At 73.3% G+C, this 21,027-nt stretch carries 17 protein-coding genes; 12 read left to right on the plus strand and 5 right to left on the minus strand.

Annotated elements, in window-relative coordinates; translation table 11 throughout:
- Nucleotides 1-216 precede the first annotated feature (216 nt).
- Nucleotides 217-636: an aspartate 1-decarboxylase gene (gene panD / locus ACIOC0_RS31925; RefSeq protein ID WP_351096328.1), complete on the plus strand. Its 420-nt coding sequence runs from the start codon at nt 217-219 to the stop codon at nt 634-636.
- 23 nt (nt 637-659) lie between these two features.
- Nucleotides 660-1,007 (plus strand): GNAT family N-acetyltransferase, encoded by a 348-nt coding sequence (locus tag ACIOC0_RS31930; RefSeq protein ID WP_402159222.1) that lies wholly within the window; start codon nt 660-662, stop codon nt 1,005-1,007.
- Nucleotides 1,008-1,405: 398 nt separating this feature from the next.
- Here ACIOC0_RS31930 and gndA read toward each other — a convergent pair whose 3' ends face one another.
- Entirely contained in the window at nt 1,406-2,845 is a 1,440-nt protein-coding gene (gene gndA, locus ACIOC0_RS31935) for an NADP-dependent phosphogluconate dehydrogenase (protein ID WP_402159223.1), read from the minus strand.
- A gap of 346 nt (nt 2,846-3,191) precedes the next feature.
- Here gndA and ACIOC0_RS31940 point away from each other — a divergent pair, with 346 nt between their 5' ends.
- Nucleotides 3,192-4,463 carry a transglycosylase family protein gene (locus ACIOC0_RS31940; RefSeq protein WP_402159224.1) on the plus strand — a complete coding sequence of 424 codons (1,272 nt, stop codon included), beginning with the start codon at nt 3,192-3,194 and terminating at the stop codon, nt 4,461-4,463.
- Here ACIOC0_RS31940 and ACIOC0_RS31945 read toward each other — a convergent pair.
- Nucleotides 4,453-5,709 carry a DMT family transporter gene (locus tag ACIOC0_RS31945; RefSeq protein WP_402159225.1) on the minus strand — a complete coding sequence of 419 codons (1,257 nt, stop codon included), beginning with the start codon at nt 5,707-5,709 and terminating at the stop codon, nt 4,453-4,455. The two genes, ACIOC0_RS31940 and ACIOC0_RS31945, sit on opposite strands and share 11 nt — an antisense overlap.
- Nucleotides 5,710-5,960: 251 nt before the next feature.
- Here ACIOC0_RS31945 and ACIOC0_RS31950 point away from each other — a divergent pair, with 251 nt between their 5' ends.
- From ACIOC0_RS31950 to ACIOC0_RS31980, 7 genes are all read left to right on the plus strand, one after another.
- Nucleotides 5,961-6,770 carry a (2Fe-2S)-binding protein gene (locus tag ACIOC0_RS31950; protein ID WP_402159226.1) on the plus strand — a complete coding sequence of 270 codons (810 nt, stop codon included), beginning with the start codon at nt 5,961-5,963 and terminating at the stop codon, nt 6,768-6,770.
- Between the two features lie 40 nt (nt 6,771-6,810).
- Nucleotides 6,811-8,010: a glycogen synthase gene (glgA, locus tag ACIOC0_RS31955; protein WP_402159227.1), complete on the plus strand. Its 1,200-nt coding sequence runs from the start codon at nt 6,811-6,813 to the stop codon at nt 8,008-8,010.
- A gap of 51 nt (nt 8,011-8,061) precedes the next feature.
- Nucleotides 8,062-9,282: a glucose-1-phosphate adenylyltransferase gene (gene glgC, locus ACIOC0_RS31960; protein WP_389028141.1), complete on the plus strand. Its 1,221-nt coding sequence runs from the start codon at nt 8,062-8,064 to the stop codon at nt 9,280-9,282.
- Between the two features lie 101 nt (nt 9,283-9,383).
- Nucleotides 9,384-10,700 (plus strand): wax ester/triacylglycerol synthase family O-acyltransferase, encoded by a 1,317-nt coding sequence (locus tag ACIOC0_RS31965; protein WP_402159228.1) that lies wholly within the window; start codon nt 9,384-9,386, stop codon nt 10,698-10,700.
- Between the two features lie 106 nt (nt 10,701-10,806).
- Nucleotides 10,807-12,318: an SDR family NAD(P)-dependent oxidoreductase gene (locus ACIOC0_RS31970; protein WP_402159229.1), complete on the plus strand. Its 1,512-nt coding sequence runs from the start codon at nt 10,807-10,809 to the stop codon at nt 12,316-12,318.
- A gap of 372 nt (nt 12,319-12,690) precedes the next feature.
- Complete coding sequence (locus ACIOC0_RS31975; RefSeq protein WP_402159230.1) at nt 12,691-12,864, plus strand: hypothetical protein; 174 nt, start codon at nt 12,691-12,693, stop codon at nt 12,862-12,864.
- A 402-nt stretch (nt 12,865-13,266) separates the two neighbouring features.
- Nucleotides 13,267-14,025 (plus strand): SDR family NAD(P)-dependent oxidoreductase, encoded by a 759-nt coding sequence (locus tag ACIOC0_RS31980; RefSeq protein ID WP_402159344.1) that lies wholly within the window; start codon nt 13,267-13,269, stop codon nt 14,023-14,025.
- A gap of 73 nt (nt 14,026-14,098) precedes the next feature.
- Here the strand turns inward: ACIOC0_RS31980 and ACIOC0_RS31985 are convergent, their stop codons facing one another.
- Complete coding sequence (locus tag ACIOC0_RS31985) at nt 14,099-15,520, minus strand: lipase maturation factor family protein (RefSeq protein ID WP_402159231.1); 1,422 nt, start codon at nt 15,518-15,520, stop codon at nt 14,099-14,101.
- Nucleotides 15,521-15,667: 147 nt separating this feature from the next.
- Between ACIOC0_RS31985 and ACIOC0_RS31990 the strand changes: the two genes are divergently transcribed.
- Both ACIOC0_RS31990 and ACIOC0_RS31995 read left to right on the plus strand, forming a co-directional pair.
- Nucleotides 15,668-17,782 (plus strand): SpoIIE family protein phosphatase, encoded by a 2,115-nt coding sequence (locus ACIOC0_RS31990; protein ID WP_402159232.1) that lies wholly within the window; start codon nt 15,668-15,670, stop codon nt 17,780-17,782.
- A 31-nt stretch (nt 17,783-17,813) separates the two neighbouring features.
- Nucleotides 17,814-18,677: an Fpg/Nei family DNA glycosylase gene (locus ACIOC0_RS31995; RefSeq protein WP_402159233.1), complete on the plus strand. Its 864-nt coding sequence runs from the start codon at nt 17,814-17,816 to the stop codon at nt 18,675-18,677.
- A gap of 9 nt (nt 18,678-18,686) precedes the next feature.
- On the opposite strand, the gene ACIOC0_RS32000 is transcribed toward ACIOC0_RS31995, so the two are convergent.
- Both ACIOC0_RS32000 and ACIOC0_RS32005 read right to left on the minus strand, forming a co-directional pair.
- Nucleotides 18,687-20,495 (minus strand): caspase domain-containing protein, encoded by a 1,809-nt coding sequence (locus ACIOC0_RS32000; RefSeq protein WP_402159234.1) that lies wholly within the window; start codon nt 20,493-20,495, stop codon nt 18,687-18,689.
- 7 nt (nt 20,496-20,502) lie between these two features.
- Complete coding sequence (locus ACIOC0_RS32005) at nt 20,503-20,889, minus strand: hypothetical protein (protein ID WP_402159235.1); 387 nt, start codon at nt 20,887-20,889, stop codon at nt 20,503-20,505.
- Nucleotides 20,890-21,027 lie beyond the last annotated feature (138 nt).

The raw sequence follows: 21,027 nt of genomic DNA on the forward strand, positions 1-21,027 counted from the left end.
ATCAAGTTCCCGGACATCCTGAATAGGCTGTCCGAACAGGTACCTGGTCGGTGGCGTCTCAATAGCCTGGTTCACGCGAAAGCCCAGGCAGGGAGCCTTGCCCCAATAGCAAGCGATGTTCCTCACAATCAGCCACTCCGACGCATGCCGATGTACAGTGAGGGACGCCCTTGACCTGCACAAAGCAGGCAGGGAGCCGTCTTCCAGGAGTTGAAAATGCTGCGCACCATGTTCAAGTCCAAGATCCACAGAGCCACCGTCACTCAGGCCGACCTGCACTACGTGGGATCCGTGACCATCGACGCCGATCTGCTGGACGCCGCCGATCTGTTGCCGGGTGAGCTCGTTCATATCGTCGACGTGACCAACGGGGCGCGGCTGGAGACGTACGTGATCGAGGGGGAGCGGGGCTCCGGTGTCGTCGGGATCAACGGGGCCGCCGCGCATCTCGTGCACCCCGGGGACCTGGTGATCATCATCAGTTACGCTCAGGTGACCGACGCCGAGGCGCGTGCCCTGCGGCCCCGGGTCGTGCACGTGGACCGCGACAACCGGATCGTCGCCCTGGGCGCCGACCCCTCGGAGCCGGTGCCGGGCTCCGACCAGGAGCGCAGTCCGCAGGCCGTGTCCGTCTGAACCCCCGCACCAGGAGCGTGCCCATGAGCGACATCCGGATCCGCGACGACCGTGCGGCCGGCCGCCTCGAAGCCCTCGGCGACGGCGACGAAGTCGTCGGCCGCATCGAGTACTTCGTGCTGGAGTCGCCAGGGCGCGCCCTGGTCCCGGTGCACACGATCGTCGAGCCGGCCCACGAGGGCAAGGGCATCGCCGGCTCGCTGGCGCGGGAGCTGTACGCCGTGGCCGCCCGCGAGGGCGTCGTCGTCGCGCCCCTGTGCCCGTACGTCGTGAAGTGGGCCGAGCGGCACCCCGAGGAGGCCCCGGCAGCCGATCCGGCCCTCCTCGAGGCCGCGAAGGACTGGCTGCGCGCCCACCCCGGCCGCTTCTGACCCCGCCCCCGGCGCGGCAAGCGGGCGGGCCCGCCCGGGCGTACCCGCTGCCACCACCGGGTGACTGTCCGCGCCGCCCCCGGGTACGCGGGGGAGGAGTCCAGAGCCACGCTCACTCCATGGCCGGAGGACACCATGACGAACCCGCAGCCCGACCCCGTACCGCCCGCTCCCACGCCGGGACCCGATCCGTACCCCACCCCGGTGCCGCCGCCCGAGCCGCCCCCCGGCCCGGATCCGACGCCGCCCCCGGCCCCGCCCCACCCGGGGCCGCCTCCGACCCCGGATCCGTCACCGATCCCTCCGGTCCCCGACCCCTCGCCGGTCCCCCCGGGCCCGGACCCGGCCCCCACTCCGGAGCCGGGCCCGCCCTTGACATGAGGGGCGCGAAGGCCTCCTTACGCCTCGACCTCGGACCGGTCCGCGCCCCACAGCGTGTGGAACGCGCCCTCCCGGTCCACCCGGCGGTAGGTGTGCGCCCCGAAGAAGTCCCGCTGGCCCTGCGTCAGCGCCGCGGGCAGCCGCTCCGCGCGCAGCGCGTCGTAGTACGCCAGCGCCGCCGCGAACCCCGGCGTGGGCACGCCCTGCCGGGTCGCGGCGACGAGCACTTCACGCCAGTCGTCCTGCGCCTCGGTGATCTCCGAGGCGAAGGTCTCGTCCGACAGCAGACTCGGCAGGTCCGCCCGCGCGTCGTACGCCGCACGGATCCGGTCCAGGAACGCCGCCCGGATGATGCACCCGCCCCGCCAGATCGCGGCGACCGCGCCGAGGTCCACGTCCCAGCCGTACTCCTCGCTGCCCGCCGCGATCTCGTGGAAGCCCTGCGTGTACGACACGATCTTCGAGGCGTACAGCGCCTGTTCCACCCGGTCGGCGAAGGCAGCCGCCTCCGCCTCGTCCAGCGTCGCCGCCTTCGGTCCGGCCAGGCCGCGCGAGGCCTCGCGCAGCGCCGCGTGACCGGACAGCGACCGCGCGAAGACGGCCTCCGCGATACCGGACACCGGCACGCCGAGGTCCAGCGCGATCTGCACGGTCCAGCGGCCGGTGCCCTTCTGTTCGGCCTGGTCCACCACCACGTCCACGAACGGCTTCCCGGTCGCCGCGTCCACGTGCGACAGCACCTCGGCGGTGATCTCGATCAGATAGGAGTCCAGCCGCCCGGTGTTCCAGGTCCGGAAGACCTCCGCGATCTGCGCGGGGGAGTAGCCGGCCACGTCCCGCAGCAACTGGTACGCCTCGCCGATCAGCTGCATGTCGGCGTACTCGATGCCGTTGTGGACCATCTTCACGAAGTGTCCCGCGCCGTCCGGACCGACGTGCGTGACACACGGCGCCCCGTCGGCCGCCTTCGCCGAGATCTTCTCCAGCATCGGACCGAGCGAGGCGTACGACTCCGGCGACCCGCCCGGCATGATGCTCGGCCCGTGCAGCGCGCCCTCCTCGCCGCCGGAGATGCCGGTGCCCACGAAGTGGACGCCCCGCTCGCGCAGTTCGCGCTCCCGGCGGCGGGTGTCCGCGAAGTGCGCGTTGCCTCCGTCGATGATCATGTCACCGGGCTCCAGGAGCGGCGCGAACTCCTCGATCACCGCGTCGGTCGGCTCGCCGGCCTTCACCATGACCACCAGCCGGCGGGGCCGCTCCAGCGCCGCCACGAACTCCTCGGCGGTCTCGGCCGCCACGAACTCGCCCTCGTGGCCGAACTCCTTCACCAGCGCGTGGGTCCGCGCCGCCGTCCGGTTGTGCACGGCGACCGTGTAGCCGTTGCGCGCGAAGTTTCGGGCGAGGTTGCGGCCCATCACCGCGAGTCCCGTGACACCGATCTGGGCTGACGTGCTCATACGGTTGGCTCCTCAACGATAAGGATCATGTGCTGGCGGGTCCGGCCCGCGCCGGCTGCCCGGGTCGTCGTCCCGCCCGCCGGTCCCTCCGGTCCCGCCGCCCATCCTGACGCCCCGGGCAGCCCCGCGCACGTCTGCGACGCGCGTCATCGGGCCGGGAGACGGACCGAAATCCCTTCCCGGGACCGGTCCCGTATCGCTCCCCGCCGCCCCGCCCGCCCCACGGCTCCCACAACGGCGTTACATCCCGGCGGAGTTGAGACAGGGCGGCCGATACTCGTCTTGTCATGGCCTGTTGGCCGCCTTTACTTTTGCCGCTCCTGACGCAATGTCGAGGGGGACCTCCATGGCCGTACGCGGTCGGCACCGCCGGTATCAGCCGAACAGGATCAACCGGGCCTCGCTCACCGTGACGGCGGGCGGCGCCGGCATGGCCATCCCGCTCCTGGGCACTGGCGTCGCGGAAGCGGCCGACGTGGACACCTGGGACAAGGTCGCCGCGTGCGAGTCGAGCAACGACTGGGACATCAACACCGGCAACGGCTATTACGGCGGGTTGCAGTTCACCCAGTCCACCTGGGAGGCCTTCGGCGGCACGCGGTACGCGCCGCGCGCCGACCTCGCCACCAGGGACCAGCAGATCGCGGTCGCGGAGAGGGTGCTCGAGGTCCAGGGGCCGGGCGCCTGGCCGGCCTGCTCCGTGCGGGCCGGGCTGCAGCGGGGCGGCGGCGCCCCCGACGTCCGGCCGGCCGGCGCTCCGGCGGAATCCAAGGCGGCCAAGACCGCGAAGACGGCCGAGACGTCCAAGACCGCCAAGACGTCGAAGAAGTCCGCAGGGAGTTCACTGAAGGACGTCCAGCCGCAGTCCACGCCCCAGTCGCGCGCCGGCAGGGCCGAGATGTACACCGTCGTGCGCGGCGACACCCTCTCCGGTATCGCCGACGAACGAGACGTACGGGGCGGCTGGCGGCGTCTCCATGCCGTCAACCGGTCCGTCGTCGGAGCCGATCCCGACCTGATCGTCCCCGGTCAGCGGCTGAGACTCAACGGTCAGGCCCCGGCCCGGGACAAGGCTCCCGAGGCCAGGGAGTCCGCCGCGGGGAAGGGCAAGGGCAAGGGCAAGGCTCCGGCCGCCGGCAAGTCCCGCAAGGACAGGGCCCCTTCGGCTCCGTCGAGGACGGCCCCGGAGCGCAGGACGCCGACGTCGGCCGGGCACTCCGTCGTCGCTCCCGTCAGCGGGGGCCTCGGAACGCGGTACCACGCGAGCGGTTCCTCCTGGTCGAAGGGCTACCACACCGGGGTCGACTTCCCGGTGCCCACCGGGACCTCGGTCAAGGCCGTCGCCTCGGGCACCGTGGTCAGCGCGGGCTGGGGCGGCTCCTTCGGTTACCAGGTGGTCGTCCGGCACGCCGACGGCCACTACTCGCAGTACGCCCACCTCTCGGCGATCTCCGTACGGGACGGGCAGTCGGTCGGCGCCGGCCAGCGCATCGGCCGGTCCGGCTCCACGGGCAACAGCACGGGCCCGCATCTGCACTTCGAGGTGCGGACGGGGCCCGGTTTCGGGTCGGACGTCGACCCCGTGGCCTATCTGCGGGCGCGCGGCGTCACGTTTTGACCCGGACGCGGTGCCGGTCGAGCACTGACTGCCGGGGCACGAGGGTGCCGACCGACGTGCTGACGTAGGTGCCGCCGTAGAACGGCCCGTACAGGGGCGGAAGCCCGGCGGGGCCGGGGCTGTCGGAAACACCGACGGCCACCGGCTCCGGTACGGCCGGCGTCTGCGCGAAAGCGGCAACCGGCTCCCGTACGGCCTGCGCTGGGGTGAACGCGGCCACCTGCGCCGGCACGAACGCGGCCGCTTGCTCCGGTACGGCGGTCTGCGCCGGCGTGAACGCGGCCACCGGACCCGGCGAGAACGCGATCCCCGGCTCCGGCACGAACGCGGCCACCGGGGCCGGCTCCCGTGTCACCGACCGCGCGCCTTCCACCGTCCCCGGAACGGGAACCTCCACCGGCGCGGCCTCCCGCTGCTCCGCCGCCAGTCGTTCCGTCGTCAGCAGGATCAGGCCGCCCGCCGCCACCACGCCGCAGCCCATGGCGAGCGCGGTGCCCATGGAGCCGTAGCGGAACGTCTCCCCGAACATCGTGATGCCGACCGCCGCCGCCACCACCGGGTTCACCACGGTCAGCGTCGCCAGCGGGGCGGCGAGGCCCGCGCCCCGGTAGGAGGCCTGCGACAGCAGCATGCCGGCCGTGGCCAGCACGCCGATGACCGCCAGGGAGGGCACGTCGCCCGCGGAGACGCCGTCGGACCAGTCGACCGCGACGGTCTTGGTGAACACCGACGACATGCCGAACGCGACGCCCGCGCCGGTCGCCAGCAGCATGCTGCGCACCGCGGGGTGCCGGTGAGCGGCCCGCCCGGCGGCCGTCAGGGCCGCCACCGCGCCGACGGTGACGACGGCCGCGCCGACCCGCTGCGCGGTGTTCAGCGACTGCGCGTCCGCCGCGCCGACCAGGGACAGCAGACCCGCGAGACCGACCGTCGCCATGATCGCGCCACGCCACGCGGTGGCCCCGGCCCTGCGGCCCACGCACAGCGCCGCCATCGGCAGCGCGACCACGATCGTCAGCGCGCCCAGCGGCTGGACCAGGCTCAGCGGACCGTACGCGAGCGCCACCACGTGGAGCAGCCCGCCGCTGCCGTTCAGCGCCACCGCCGCCCACCAGCCCGGCCGCCGCAGCGGCGCGTACTGCCCGGCGGGCGAGGACTCCGCGACGCGCTCCTGCACGATGGCCCCGGCCGCGTAGGCGACCGCGGACACGAGGGACAGGAGCACGGACAACGCGAGGGCGCTCATCAGCGGCTCCTCTGCGTGAGGCGGGGGCTCGGGGCCCGGCGCGGCGAAGGGTCGGCTCTCATGAAGAACACACTGCCGTGCCGATCTGTTCCCGTCGTCGTCCCTGAGCACTCAATGGGTCATACTGCCGATGGAGTACTACGGGATCACGGTCCTCCCCAGGGTGGGGGAGGACTCAGGGTCACCCCTCATCATCCACCCCCTACGACCCTCGGTGCCACCGGCGCCCGCTGCTGGTAGTACTGCACGTCGTGGACCTCGACCCCGCCCTCGCCGCCCTGTACCCGCTCGGCCCCTTCTTCGCTCTGCGAACAGCCGCGACGGCGACGGCCGCGAGGTCGACAGCACCGCCTCCCACCCTGGCACAGGCCTACCGCACGCCCCCGCCCCTCGACCCCGACGTCGACCCCCTCACCCTCCGCCTCCGCAAAGTGGCCCACGCCCTGCGTGCCCCCGAGGCCCGGATCGCCGCCTCCGTGGCCCAGCAGGGGCTCGCCGCCCGGCTCTGGTCGGTCGCCCTCGGCTGCGCCGCCCTGTACGGCGCGCTGCCGGACCTCGACGCGCGGCTGCTGCGCTGGGACCCGGAAGGCAGCGCCCCCGACGACCTGTTCCTCACTCAGGCCCACGCCCGGCCGGGCGATGCCGCGAGCCTCGCCGCGGCCGTCCTGGACGGTCACCTCGAACCCCTGTCGGCCGCCCTGCGCGCCCGTTGCCCCGTCGCCCCCGGCCTCCTGCGGGGCAACGCCGCCTCCGCGCTGGCCGGCGCGGCCCGTCAACTGGACGGCTGGGCACGGGCTCACGGCCGTGACGACGTCGCCGCCCGAGGCCGCGCCCTCACGGCCGAGCTCCTCACCCACCCCCTGCTCGCCGACGCCGGCACCCTCACCGGAACCGGAACTCTCACCGGAGCCGGAACCCCGACCCGCGCCGGAACCCTCACCGGCACCGCCTTCCGCCGCCGCAGCTGCTGCCTGTACTACCGGGTGCCCCAGGGAGGCCTGTGCGGCGACTGTTGCTTCACACGCCCCCCGCGCTCTTCCGTGCGCGGCCCGTCTGAGTGACCATGAAAGGGACCGGCCGCTTCAGAGATAGGGGTTCCGGGTGCGTGTGGGACTGCTGACCCGGGAGTATCCCCCGGATGTGTACGGCGGCGCGGGCGTCCACGTCGAGTTCCTCGCCCGCGAACTGCGGGAGCTCGTCGACCTCGACGTGCACTGCTGGGGCGAGGGCTCCGCCAAGGACAAGGCGGCCGGGGTGCGCCGTCACCGCCCCTGGTCCGCGCTCGACGGCGCCAACGACGCGCTGCGCACCTTCTCCGTCGACCTCGCCATGGCCGCCGCCCTCGAAGGCCGCGAGCTGGTCCACTCCCACACCTGGTACGCCAACCTCGCCGGACACCTCGCCCAGCAGCTCCACGGCGTCCCGCACGTGGTGACGGCGCACTCGCTGGAGCCCCTGCGCCCCTGGAAGGCCGAGCAACTCGGCGGGGGTTACGCCCTGTCCGGCTGGGCGGAGCGGACCGCCGTGGAGGCCGCCGACGCCGTGATCGCCGTGTCCGGCGCGATGCGCGACGACATCCTCGGCTGCTACCCGGCCCTCGACCCCGAGCGGGTGCACGTCGTGCACAACGGCATCGACACCGCCCTGTACCGGCCCGACCACGGCACCGACGCGCTCAGCCGGATCGGCCTCGACCCGGACCGGCCGTTCGTGCTGTTCGTCGGCCGCATCACCCGGCAGAAGGGCGTGCCCCACCTGCTGCGCGCCGCCCGGCGCATCGACCCGGCGGCCCAGGTCGTGCTGTGCGCGGGCGCACCCGACACGCCCGAGATCGACCGCGAGTTCCGCGAGCTGTTCGAGGAGCTGAGCCGGTCCCGGGACGGCGTCCACTGGATCCCGCGGATGCTGCCGCGCCCCGATGTGATCCAGCTGCTGACCCACGCGGCTGTGTTCGTGTGCCCCTCGGTGTACGAGCCGCTCGGCATCGTCAACCTGGAGGCGATGGCGTGCGGCACGCCCGTCGTGGCCTCCCGTGTCGGCGGTATCCCGGAGGTCGTCGAGGACGGCGTGACCGGCGTGCTCGTCCCCCCGGACGGCGTGGACGCCGTGCACGGCGCGGCCGACGGCGGCGCCTCCTTCGAGGCGGGCCTCGTCGCGGCACTCGACGCGGTCCTCGGCGACCCGGGGAGAGCCCGCCGTATGGGTGAGGCCGGACGGGTCCGCGCGGTGGAACAGTTCGGCTGGGACGCCGTGGCCCGGCGCACCGTCCGGTTGTACGAGGAGATCCTCAAGCAGTCCTAGCTCCCCCGCCCGGGGGCAGCCGTCGATCAAAGCAGGGTGAGGGGAGCGGCCATGCGTCGTGGTGGGCCTTCGGTGCTCGGGATCGTCCTGGCGGGCGGAGAGGGCAAACGCCTGATGCCCCTGACCGCCGACCGCGCCAAACCAGCGGTCACCTTCGGCGGCACCTACCGGCTCGTGGACTTCGTGCTGTCCAACCTCGTCAACGCCGACATCCTGCGCATCTGCGTCCTCACGCAGTACAAGTCGCACTCGCTGGACCGGCACATCACCACCACCTGGCGGATGTCCAGCCTGCTCGGCAACTACATCACCCCCGTCCCGGCCCAGCAGCGGCTCGGCCCGCGCTGGTACCTCGGCAGCGCCGACGCCATCCTCCAGTCGCTGAACCTGGTCTACGACGAACGGCCCGAGTACGTCGCCGTGTTCGGGGCCGACCACGTGTACCGCATGGACCCGCGCCAGATGCTCGCCCAGCACATCGACAGCGGGGCGGGCGTGACCGTGGCGGGCATCCGCGTCCCGAAGTCGGAGTCCTCCGCCTTCGGAGTGATCACCCCGGGCTCGGACGGGCAGACGGTGGAGCGGTTCCTGGAGAAGCCCACCGACCCGCCCGGCCTCGCGGACGACCCCGAGTGCGTGTTCGCCTCCATGGGCAACTACATCTTCACCACCAAGGCCCTCATCGAGGCGCTCCAGCGGGACGCCGAGGACGAGCGGTCCGTGCACGACATGGGCGGCTCGATCCTGCCCCAGCTCACCGACCGGGGCGAGGCCCAGCTCTACGACTTCAGCGACAACCACGTGCCCGGGGAGACCACCCGCGACCAGGGCTACTGGCGGGACGTCGGCACGCTCGACGCGTACTACGACGCCCACATGGACCTGATCGCCGAGCGCCCGGCGTTCAACCTGTACAACCGCAGCTGGCCGATCTACACCCACTCGGGCCAGCTCTCCCCGGCCCGCTTCAACGCCGGCGGCATCGCCAGCGAGTCGATCATCAGCTCCGGCTGCCTGATCCGCGGCCAGGTCACCCGCTCGGTGCTCTCGCCCGGCGTCCTCGTCGATCCGGGGGCGGTGGTGCAGGGCTCGGTGCTGCACGACAACGTCCACATCGGCCGGGGCGCGGTGGTGCGCGGCGCGGTGCTGGACAAGAACGTCGAGGTCCCGCCGGGCGCGACCATCGGGGTGAACCCGGAACGCGACGCCGAGCTGTACACCGTGTCGCAAGGAGGCGTGATCGCCCTGGGCAAGGGCCGTCAGGTGTCGTGAACGTAATGCGGTGTTAACCGAGGGTAGTGCGATCATGCTTGACCGTGATCGTCCGGGGGTTGTTGACTGCTTGCCATCCGTCCTCGACGAGAGGCAAGACCTTGACCGATCCGCTCACACCTCTCGACCTGGCGTTCTGGAATCTGGAGTCCCCCGCACACCCCATGCACCTCGGCGCGCTGGGCGTCTTCGCGGCGTCCTCGCCGACCGCGGCCGCCCACGCCGCCGATCTGCTCGCCGCCCGGGCGGCCGCCGTGCCCGGACTGCGCATGCGGATCCGGGACGTGTGGCAGCCGCCCGCCTTCGGGGGCGCGGTCCGCGAGCCCGACCCCGCCTTCGACCCAGGCGACCACGTCGTGCTGCACCCGCCCGCCGCCGACTTCCAGACCGCGGCCGGCCGGCTCATGGAACGCCCGCTGCGGCGCGAGCGGCCGCCCTGGGAGGCCCATGTGCTGCCGGGGGAGGAGGGCGGCGGCTTCGCCGTCCTGTTCAAGTTCCACCACGCCCTCGCCGACGGCCTGCGCGCCCTGACGCTCGCCGCCGCCATCCTGGACCCCATGGACCTGCCCGAGCGCAGGCCCCGCCCCGCCGAGCCGCCCCGGGGCCTGCTGCCCGACGTGCGCCGGCTGCCCGACCTGCTGCGCGACGCGCTGTCCGACGTGGGCCGCGCCCTCGACATCGGCGCCTCCGTCGCCGTGCACACCCTCGGCATGCGCTCCACCGCCGCGCTGACCGCCGCGCCCACCGGCACCCGCCGCACCGCCGGCGTGGTCCTCGACCTCGACGACGTGCACCGCATCCGCAAGGTCGTCGGCGGCACCGTCAACGACGTGCTGATCGCGGTCGTCGCGGGCGCCCTGCGGCGCTGGCTCGACGAGCGGGGCGACGGCAGCGAGGGCGTCGCGCCGCGCGCGCTCATCCCCGTCTCCCGGCGCCGCCCGCGCAGCGCCCACCCGCAGGGCAACCGGCTCTCCGGCTACCTGATGCGGCTCCCCGTCGACGAGAGCGACCCGCTGGGCCGGCTCGGCGTGGTGCGCGCCGCGATGGACCGTAACAAGGACGCGGGGCCCAACCGGGGCGCGGGCGCCGTCGCTCTGCTCGCCGACCACGTGCCCGCCCTCGGCCACCGGCTCGGCGGCCCCCTGGTCGGCCAGGCGGCCCGGCTCTGGTTCGACATCCTCGTCACCAGCGTGCCCCTGCCCGGTTTCGGCCTGAAGCTCGGCGGCAACCCGGTCACCGAGGTCTACCCCTACGCCCCCCTCGCCCGCGGCCAGTCCCTCGCCGTCGCGATCTCCACCTACCGCGGCCGGGTCCACTACGGCCTCGTCGCCGACGCCGAGGCCGTCCCCGACCTCGACCGCCTCGCTCACGCCCTCTCGGAGGAACTGCGCACCCTCATCACGGCCTGCGACCCCTGAGGGGTCCTTCGCCCATTTGGAGGTGCGGCCCGGCGCTCCGTACACTTCCGCATTCGACAGCGGCCTCGGTCGGAGCGCCGCGCGGGTGAGCAGGGAACGCAGCGCGATGACGGTGACAGAGGACGGCCACGGCTCGGCGATCACGGACGCGGCCGTGGACGAGGTCGTGTACGGCCCCGGCATCGACCCGGAGCGGCTCGCCGTCTGCCTCTCCGTGCTGGAGGAGCTCGACACGCTGGAGGTCGACCACCCCGACGCGATCGCCGTGCGCCGGGCCACCGCCGGGATCTACCGCACCGTCAAGCAGCGCCGCCGCCAGGAGCGCCGGGCCGCCAAGACCGCCCACGACAAGGCGGTCACCGAGGCCACGGCGACCGGCTCCGCCCAGCGCATCGACGACGAGACCGAGGGCCTGCTGCCCTCGTCGGTCACCGAGGAGGGCAGGGTCGCGGGGATACTCCAGCGCCCGCGCTCCTGCTACACCTGCAAGACCCGCTACGTCGAGGTCGACTACTTCTACCACCAGCTCTGTCCGGACTGCGCCCGCGTCAACCGCGCCAAGCGCGACGCCCGCGCCGACCTCACCGGCAAGCGGGCCCTGCTCACCGGCGGCCGCGCCAAGATCGGCATGTACATCGCGCTGAGGCTGCTGCGCGACGGCGCCCACACCACGATCACCACGCGCTTCCCCAAGGACGCCATCCGCCGCTTCAAGGCGATGGAGGACTCCGCGGACTGGATGCACCGCCTGGAGGTCGTCGGCATCGACCTGCGCGACCCGGCGCAGGCCGTCGCCCTCGCCGAGCAGGTCGCCGAGGCCGGTCCGCTGGACATCCTCATCAACAACGCCACGCAGACCGTACGGCGCCTGCCCACCGCCTACGCCGCCCTGGTCGACGGCGAGAGCGCCCCGCTGCCCGCCGGCGAGCTGCCCGCCCACCACGTGATCGGCGCCTTCAACTCCGGCGCGGTCGACGGCCTCGCCGCGCTGCCGCTCGGCACCAGCGGCATGGACGCGCAGCAGGTCGCCGACCTCGCCCTCGTCGCCGGCAACGCCAGCGTCGCCCGGCACCTCGACGGCACCGCCATCGACGCGGGCGGCCTGGTCCCCGACGTCGTGGACACCAACACCTGGGTGCAGACCATCGAGCAGATCTCCCCGGTGGAGCTGCTGGAGACCCAGCTGTGCAACTACACCGCGCCGTTCATCCTGATCAGCAGGCTCCGCCCGGCCATGGCCGACGCGGCGCGCAAGGCGGCGAGCGGGCGCGCCTACGTCGTGAACGTCTCCGCGATGGAGGGCGTCTTCGGCCGCGGCTACAAGGGGGCAGGCCACCCGAACACCAACGCCGCCAAGGCCGCGATGAACATGGTGACGCGCACCAGCGCCCAGGAGATGTTCCAGACCGACGGCATCCTCATGACCTCCGTCGACACCGGCTGGATCACCGACGAGCGCCCGCACTTCGACAAGCTGCGCCTCGCCGAGGAGGGCTTCCACGCCCCGCTCGACCTGGTCGACGGCGCGGCCCGCGTCTACGACCCGGTCGTCCGCGGCGAGGAGGGCGAGGACGTGTACGGCGTCTTCCTGAAGGACTACGCGCCCGGCAAGTGGTGACCCGCACCCGCCGGACGTCGCCCGCGCAGATCGTTCAGGTGAGACCCGGCGGGCGCCGGAGCGGTTCCAGGGACGTCGTTCCCCTGCGGGCGACAGGGCCGTACGGCCATGGTTGCCCCAAAACTTCGAGCGCTATCGAGCGGCCCCCCGCTCATTTGGCTAGTCTGTAGCGGACGGACAGCAACACGGAGTGCCACCCACACCCACGGTCCGTCATGGGACAGCCGGCTCATCACGGCCTGCACCCCTTCGAGTAGACCGGCGCCACCGCGTCCTTGACTGCCTTCAGACAGCCCCCGGGACGCGACCGGGCGACGGACGGCGAAGCGGCCGGCACGCCCCGAGGGTGACCCGACACATAAGGAGTGCGCGGTGACACCGGATACGACGAATCGCGAGCAGCGCCCCAAGGACCGCACGGAGCGCGCGGGCCGCCGGCCAGGAGAACTCGGAAGCCTCGACGTGTGGGCCCGTTCCGCCCCCATCCGTCTGGCGGGTTACGAGGACGACCTCGCCGAGCCCCACATCCTGCCCAGCGTCGACTGACCCGGACGGGATCTCGCGATCGCCCGCCGCAGGGGTGTGCGTGCGCCACACCCCTGCGGCCCACGTCGTCTCAAGTGAGCGGCGCGGTCCGCCTCCAGGGCCGCAGCTCCTCCAACTGCTCCGCCGGCGAGAGCAGTTCGCCCTCCGTGCCCGGCCGCCCCACCAACTGCGCCGCGGTGGGCCCCCGAGGGCAGCCGCGCGCCGCGCCGGGGACCGGTGGTCCGTGTGCGGTGCGGTGCCCTCGCGCGGCACGGTGCTACTCGCGAGTACGTGTGGGAGGACTGTGCCCGCTGTCCCGCGTCCCGTCGAGAGGGGCCGGCCGGCGCGAACCGTTCCTCCGCCTCTGCCGGTGCGGGGTGTCGCGACGCGCATTCGATCTGCTATCCATGCGGCATGGCACGCATGAGCGAGTTCGAGGGGATCGCCGCACTGGTGACCGGCGGCGCCTCCGGCATCGGCCGGGCCACCGCCGAACTGCTGGCCGAGCGCGGCGCCCGGGTCGCCGTCCTCGACCTCGATCCGACGGGCGTGAAGCCGCCGCTGTCCGGCCACCGCGCCGACCTCGCCGACGACGCCTCCGTGCGCGCGGCCGTCACGTCCGCCGTCGCCGAACTGGGCGGGCTGGACGTGCTGGTCAACAACGCGGGCGTCGGCGCCCTGGGCACCGTCGAGGACAACGACGACGCCGAGTGGCACCGCGTCCTGGACGTCAACGTCGTCGGCATGGTCCGGGTGACCCGCGCCGCCCTCCCGCACCTGCGCCGCTCCGCGCACGCGGCGATCGTCAACACCTGCTCCATCGCCGCCACCGCCGGACTGCCCCAACGGGCGCTCTACAGCGCCGCCAAGGGCGCCGTGTACTCCCTCACCCTCGCCATGGCCGCCGACCACGTCCGCGAGGGCGTCCGCGTCAACTGCGTCACCCCCGGCACCGCCGACACCGCCTGGGTCACCCGGCTGCTCGACGCCGCCGACGACCCCGTCGCCGAGCGCGCCGCCCTGGAGGCCCGCCAGCCCCTCGGCCGCCTGGTCAGCGCCGCCGAGGTGGCCGGCGCCATCGCCTACCTGGCCAGCCCCCTGTCCGGCGCCACCACCGGCACCGCCCTCGCCGTCGACGGCGGCGTGCAGGGCCTGCGGCTGCGCCCGCCGACCGCCCGGTGACCACCCACGGCCGCACCACCGGCCCTCCGCCACCCCGACTCCGCACCGCACGACGGAACTTCCGAGGCACGCCCTACGGCCGGTGAGCCGTCGTCGACAGCCGGGTCGGCGGCAGGTACTCACGCACGAACGTGCGCTCCCAGCAGGCCCCGGTCTCCCGCAGTTCGCGCCAGGTCGTGAACCGGTAGCGGAAGAGACGGGCGCGGACGTGACGCGGGGGCGTGCCGGGCGGGAACGGTGAGCGGCGCAGCAGTCTGAGGGTGTCCCGGTCGTCCTCCAGGAGCCGTTCCACCAGCGCGCCGAACCAGGAACCGGCGTAGGCGGGGGAGAGCGCGGCGAACCACATCATCCAGTCCAGCCGCAGATGGTAGGGGGCGAACTGGCGCGGCCAGCGCCGGGGATCGCCCGGCTTGCCCCGGAACTCGTACTCCCGCCAGTCGGAGTCCTCCCGGGGCGTCTCGTCGAGCGTGCCCTCGACGACCACTTCGTAGCGGACGCGGCTGACGCTGCCGAACGCGCCGTAGGTGTTGACCAGGTGCAGCGGGTCGAACGAACGGTTCATGACCTGCCCCCGGGAGAGCATGTTGAGCACCGGGCGGTGGCTGAGGAACAGCAGGAACGCGGCGACGGCCGACACCACCACGACGTACCACAGCGGGGCGTCGGGCACGGGCGGCGGATCGGCGGGCAGGGCGAGCGCGGGCACGGCCAGCACCACGGTGATCCAGTTCAGCCAGGAGAAGTTGCCCGACAGCACCAGCCACAGCTGGGTGAGGATCATCAGCGCTGCGGCCGCCGTCGCCACCGGCTGGGGCGTGAACAGCAGGAAGGGCACCACCAGTTGCGTGACGTGGTTGGCGGCGACCTCCACCCGGTGCAGCGGCTTCGGCAGATGGTGGAAGAACCAGCTCAGCGGGCCCGGCATGGGCTGCGTCTCATGGTGGTAGTCCAGACAGGTCAGCTTCCGCCAGCAGGGATCGCCCCGCATCTTGATCAGGCCCGCGCCGAACTCCACCCGGAACAGGATCCAGCGCAGCCCGAACAGCACCACCACCGGCGGCGCCACCTCGTCGTTGCCGAGGAACACCGCGAGGAACCCGGTCTCCAGCAGCAGCGACTCCCAGCCGAAGCCGTACCAGGTCTGGCCGACGTTGACGATCGACAGGTACAGAGCCCACGGCGCCAGCCACAGCAGCATCGCGCCCCACAGCGGCAGCGAGCCGTCCAGCCCCGCGAGCAGCGCCGCCGACAGCGCGCAGCCCGTCCAGGCGCACAGCGCGAAGAACCGGTCGGAGTAGTGCCAGTGGAACAGGCTCGGCGCCCGCCGGAACGGCACCCGCGCGGTGAAGCGCGGCACCGGCAGCATCCCCCGCTCGCCCATCAGCGCCCTGAACTGCAGGGCCGCCGTCAGGAACGCTACGAGGTACACGCCGGCCAGGGCCCGCTGGAAGACCAGCCGGCTCGTCCAGTACTCCGGTGAGGTGAACCAGTCCACGGCCGTACGCCTCCCTTCTCCCCGCCCGCCCCGCTCGCGGCGCGTGTTCCTCGCCAGGGCCTGGGTAACCCGGGGCCCGAGCCCGCGCAAGCCGGGACGTGACCCAGCCCACTCGAAGATTCGGGCAAATGCTGGCAAGGTAGGCCCATGGCTGATCGGGGAGCGAGCGAGCTGTCCCTCCCGGACGACTGGCCCACCCACCCGGATCCGATCCTGGCCCTCAACCGCATGGGCGGCTTCGACTGGGACCTGGACGCCGGGCTGTTCCACATGGACGCCCGCGCCCACGCCATCTTCGACGTGCGTCCCGACGAATACGACGGCCGCCCGGAGAGCCTGGCCCCGCGCATCCCGGCGGCCGAGGCCATCCGCCTGGACGCCCTGGTCGCCCGGGCCATCAAGGACGGCAGCGAGCACTACGGCGTCTACTTCCGGATGCGGCTGCGCGACGGCCGGCTGCGCTGGACCCACACCCAGGGCTACATCCGGCGCGACGACACCGGACGCCCCCGCCGCATCATCGGCATCGTCCGCGACGCCACCGACGAGCTGCGCGACCTCGCCGCCCGCCGTGACGAGGCCGCCCTGGACGACGCGCGGCGCGAGCAGACCAACGTCGTCCAGCTCACCACGGCCGCCCTGGCGCACGCCCGGACCGTGCAGGACGTCATCGACGTCCTCAAGGACACCCACGGCCTCACCCACCTGGGCGCGACCAGCCTCGTCATGGGCCTGGTCGAGGCCGGCCGCATCCGGCTGATCGCCGAGGGCCCCGAGGGCAGCTTCGTGCCCGGCACCCTCGTCACCGGCATCGACGAGCCGTACCCGATGAGCGAGGTCGTGCGCACCCTCACCCCCCGCTTCATCGAGTCGCCGGACGAGTTCGCCGCCGGCTACCCCGTGCTGTGGCCGCACCTCACCGACCTGGAGATCACCTCGGCCGCCTACCTGCCGCTCATCGTCCAGGCCCGGCCGATCGGAGCGGTGGGCCTCCTCTACAGCGACCGGGAGGGCTTCACCCCCGAGGAGCGCAACATCCTCGTCGCCCTCGGCAGCAGCATCGCCCAGTCCCTGCAACGGGCCATGTTCTACGAACAGGAGAAGGACATCGCCCAGGGCCTCCAGCAGGCCATGCTGCCGCGCAGCATCCCCAGCGTGCCCGGTGCCGACGTCGCCGTCCGCTACCGCGCCGCCACCATCGGCGGCTCCCTCGGCCGCGACATCGGCGGCGACTGGTACGACCTGATCCCGCTTCCCGGGGGCGACTCCTCCCGGGGCGGCCGGGTCGGCGCCGTCATCGGCGACGTCCAGGGCCACGACACCCACGCCGCCGCCGTCATGGGCCAGCTGCGCATCGTGCTGCGCGCCTACGCCGCCGAGGGCCACACCCCGGCCACCGTGATGGCCCGCGCCTCCGTCTTCCTGCACGAGCTGGACACCGACCGCTTCGCCACCTGCCTGTACGCCGAGGCCGACCTGTCCACCGGAGTGGTCCAGATGGTGCGGGCCGGTCACATCGACCCGCTGGTCCGCGGCGCCGACGGCGTCTGCCGGCGGATCTCCGTGCCCGGCGGGATGCCGCTCGGCCTGTCCGCCGAGTTCCGCAGCCTGGAGTACCCGGTCGCCACCCTCGAACTCGACCCCGGGCACACCCTGCTGCTGTGCACCGACGGGCTGGTCGAACAGCCCGGCGCCGACCTCGACGACGGCATGCGGGCGCTCATGGAGATGATCGCCGAGGGCCCCGACGACGTACGAGGACTCGCCGACCGGCTCATCGACGTCGCCGAGGAACGCGGCGGGGACGACGACGTCGCCCTCCTGCTGCTGCGCAGGCGCGGCGCGGACACCCCGCCCGGCGGCGGCCGGCTCCAGCAGCACGTCGCGCCCGGCGACCCCGAGGCCCTCGCCGGGGCCCGGCACATGATCCGCGCCGCCGTGCGTGCCTGGGGCGGCCGGGAGCGCTCCGACGAGATGGAACTGGTCGCCGACGAACTCGTCACCAACGCCCTGATGCACACCGAGGGCGCCGCGATCGTCACCCTGCGGGTCCTCGTCGGAGAGGGCCGCCGGCTGCGGATCGAGGTCGAGGACTCCTCCAGCGCCCTGCCGCGCCGCCGCGAGGCGGGAGTGTCGGGCGTCTCCGGGCGCGGCCTGCTCCTCGTCGACCTGCTCGCGGACGCCTGGGGCGTGGAGGCGCGGGGCGGCGGCAAGTGCGTGTGGTGCGAGTTCGAGGTCCCGCCGGGCGCGGAGCGGACCTGAGGACCCGGCCTTCCGGTGGCACTCTGGACCTATGCCGGAACTGCCCGAGGTCGAGGCGCTCAGGGACTTCCTCACCGAGCACCTGGTCGGCCACGAGATCGTACGCGTCCTGCCCGTCGCGATCAGCGTCCTGAAGACCTACGACCCGCCGCTGACGGCCGTCGAGGGCCACCGGGTCACCGCTGTGCGCCGGCGCGGCAAGTTCCTCGACCTGTCGACCGACGACGGCCTGCACCTCGTCACCCACCTGGCCCGCGCCGGCTGGCTGCACTGGAGGGACCGCCTCCCCGACGGCCCGCCCCGGCCGGGCAAGGGCCCCCTCGCCCTCAGGGTCGCCCTGGAGACCGGTGAGGGCTTCGACCTCACCGAGGCCGGGACGCAGAAGCGTCTCGCCGTCCACCTCGTCCGGGACCCGCGCGAGGTGCCCGGCGTGGCCCGCCTCGGCCCCGACCCGCTCGCCGCCGACTTCGACGAGCAGCGCTTCGCCGGCCTCCTCACGGGCGAACGCCGGCAGCTCAAGGGCGCTCTGCGCGACCAGAGCCTGATCGCCGGCGTCGGCAACGCCTACAGCGACGAGATCCTGCACGCCGCGCGCATGTCCCCCTTCAAACTGGCCGCCTCCCTCACCCCGGAGGAGGTCCACGTCCTCTACGAGGCGCTGCGCACGACGCTCACCGAGGCCGTCGAACGCTCACGGGGCGTGGCGGCCGGACGGCTCAAGGCGGAGAAGAAGAGCGGCCTGCGCGTCCACGGCCGCACCGGCGAGCCCTGCCCGGTCTGCGGCGACACGATCCGCGAGGTCTCCTTCAGCGACTCCTCGCTGCAGTACTGCCCCACCTGCCAGACGAACGGAAAGCCATTGGCGGACCGCAGGATGTCCCGTCTGCTGAAGTAGGCGCCCGTCTCACCAGTACTTGTTGACGATCGGATACGCGATCACCGCCAGCAGCGCCAGGATCAGCGCCGGGACCGCCAGCAGTCTCGCCGTCCACGCCAACGACCTCGTCGTGCCCGACGCCGGCGGAGGCCGTCGGGTGGGAGGCGCGGTCAGGGCGTGCCGGGCCAGCGCGCCGAGGATCAGGGCGCCCACCGCCGTGGCCAGGGCGACGGCGAGCGTCGTCGCGATGCCGAACGCGCCGAGGTGCTCACCGAGGTCTCCGCCGTGGCGTCCGAGATCGGCGGCGGCCTGGGCCTTCACGCCGGTCCGTACCACCGCGCCCACGGAGACCAGGGCCAGTACCAGCGCCGCGCCCGCGAGCAGCGGGGCGCGCGCGGAGGAGCGCGGCGCCACCGGCCGGGGCGTCGTGGGTGGGGGCGTCGCCGGCGGGTGCGGCGGCCGCCCGGGTGCCGGGGGCGAGGCCGGTGACGCCGTCGAGACCGTCGGCCTCGACACGGTGGGCGGCGGCTGCGCAGGCGGGGGCGGCGGGGGAGCGGCGGGAGGTGCGGGCGGCGTCGCCTGGGTCGGCTGGATCTCCGCCTCGACGCGCATTACCGCCTCGCCGGCGGCCCCCTTCAGCAGGAGGTCGCCGACGAGACGACCCGGCGTGGACGTGTCGATGCTCACGTCCAGCCCCTCGCGGGTCTCCTCGGTCCGCATCCAGTCGCCGGCGGGATGCGCGGTGCAGCTCCGGGCCAGCGGCGGGCCGAGCAGCTGGACGCCGCGGTGCGGCGCGGCCGAGCCCTGCGGCACCCGGCCGAAGTCCAGCCGTACCGGGTCGGGCCGCAGCTCGGTCCTGGCCAGGGCCCGCCGCGCCTCGTCCGCGACCACCCGGATGTCGTTCTGCTCGATCTCCTCCAGGGCCAGGCGGGCCCCCAGTGCCAGGGAGAGGTCGGGGCTCTCCACGCACGTGTGCAGCTCGGCGACGGCCCCCAGGCGGGCGTAGAAGTTCGGGTCCTCCATCGCGGCACGCAGCGCCGGTGGGATCTTGCGGGGCACGACGCGCCGCCTGCGGCTGTGCGCCAGGTACACGTCGCCCTGCATGTCGACGGTGCGGCCCGGGGTCTGGTGGGGGTTGCGCTGCCGTACGTGGTCGAAGACGTAGTCGTACAGCTCGTCGAGGGAGATCTCGCCGTCCGCGTCGAGGTCGGCCTCGCCGCTGGTGAGGCCCTCGACGACCGCGTGGGTGAACAGGGAGGGGCGCGGGGCGGCGCCCTCGGCCAGTTCGGCGCCCTCGAAGGCGTACTCCATGGCGTCGGAGGCGGTGATCACCGCCCAGCCCCGGCCACCGCCCAGCTTCTCGCCGGCGAAGGAGTCCAGGACGTGCAGGTCGCCCCCGGCCCGCACGCTGGAGGAGCCCCGAGAGAAGGCGCCGCCGTAGCAGCAGTCGAGGAAGAGCACGGTGCGGCGGGCCCGGGTGCGGGCCATGCAGTGGCGGACGAACGCCGCGGAGACCGCGGTGGCCTCCAGCAGCCGCGGTTCGGTGTCGCGGGCGGCGAAGTAAAGATGGCCGGACTCGCTCTTCAGGCCGTGGCAGGAGAAGTGCAGCATCAGCGTGTCGTCGCGCCGGCCGTCGGAGAAGAAATGTTCGACGGTCCGCCGGATGGTGTGCGCGGGCTCGTTCCTCAGCACGTCCACGTCGAAGTCGCCGACCTGGGGATCGCCGAGGACCTCCGCGAGCGCGACGGCGTCCTGTGCGGGCGCCCTCAGCTGCCGCAGCCCCCCGTCCTCATAGCGGTCGTTGGCGATGATCAGGGCATGCCGGGGCCGGTCCATGGAGTGTTCACGTCCCGACGGTGGAATGGCGGCGGACGAACAGGTCGAAGGCCTCCGTCACCTGTTCGGTCGTCGCCTCGGAGATCTCCAGGACGTCGTCGTCCATGGTCAGCCTCAGTGAGGGGCGGGACTCGCCGCAGCGGGCGCGCCATGCGCGGACGGCGCTCAGCACCTGCGTCAGCGCACCGGCGGTGCTGCCCAGGCTCACCAGGAGGGCGCCGATGGTGTCGATGCCCACGGCCCGTGCGCCGGGCGGGGGCTCGCCGCCGGGGACGGCTCTCACGTCGTCCACGTCGAGTCGCAGGAGTTCCTCCCGCAGACAGCCGGTCAGGTAGTCGACGTCCTCGGCGTCGGCGCCTTCCTCGGTCAGGAGGATCCGCAGGGTGTTCTCCACCGGACAGCCCCTTCTCGGCAAGGTGCTCGCGGGGTGGCGGCGCGGGGCCGGATCGCCGGTGGCGGTGAGGTGTGACGACGGCTCCGCGTCCCTCACACCAGTCTCCGCCGTCACCCGGACGGTCGCAAATCGCGTCCG

The sequence above is a fragment of the Streptomyces sp. NPDC088254 genome (genome assembly GCF_044740925.1).
Lineage (GTDB): Bacteria > Actinomycetota > Actinomycetes > Streptomycetales > Streptomycetaceae > Streptomyces.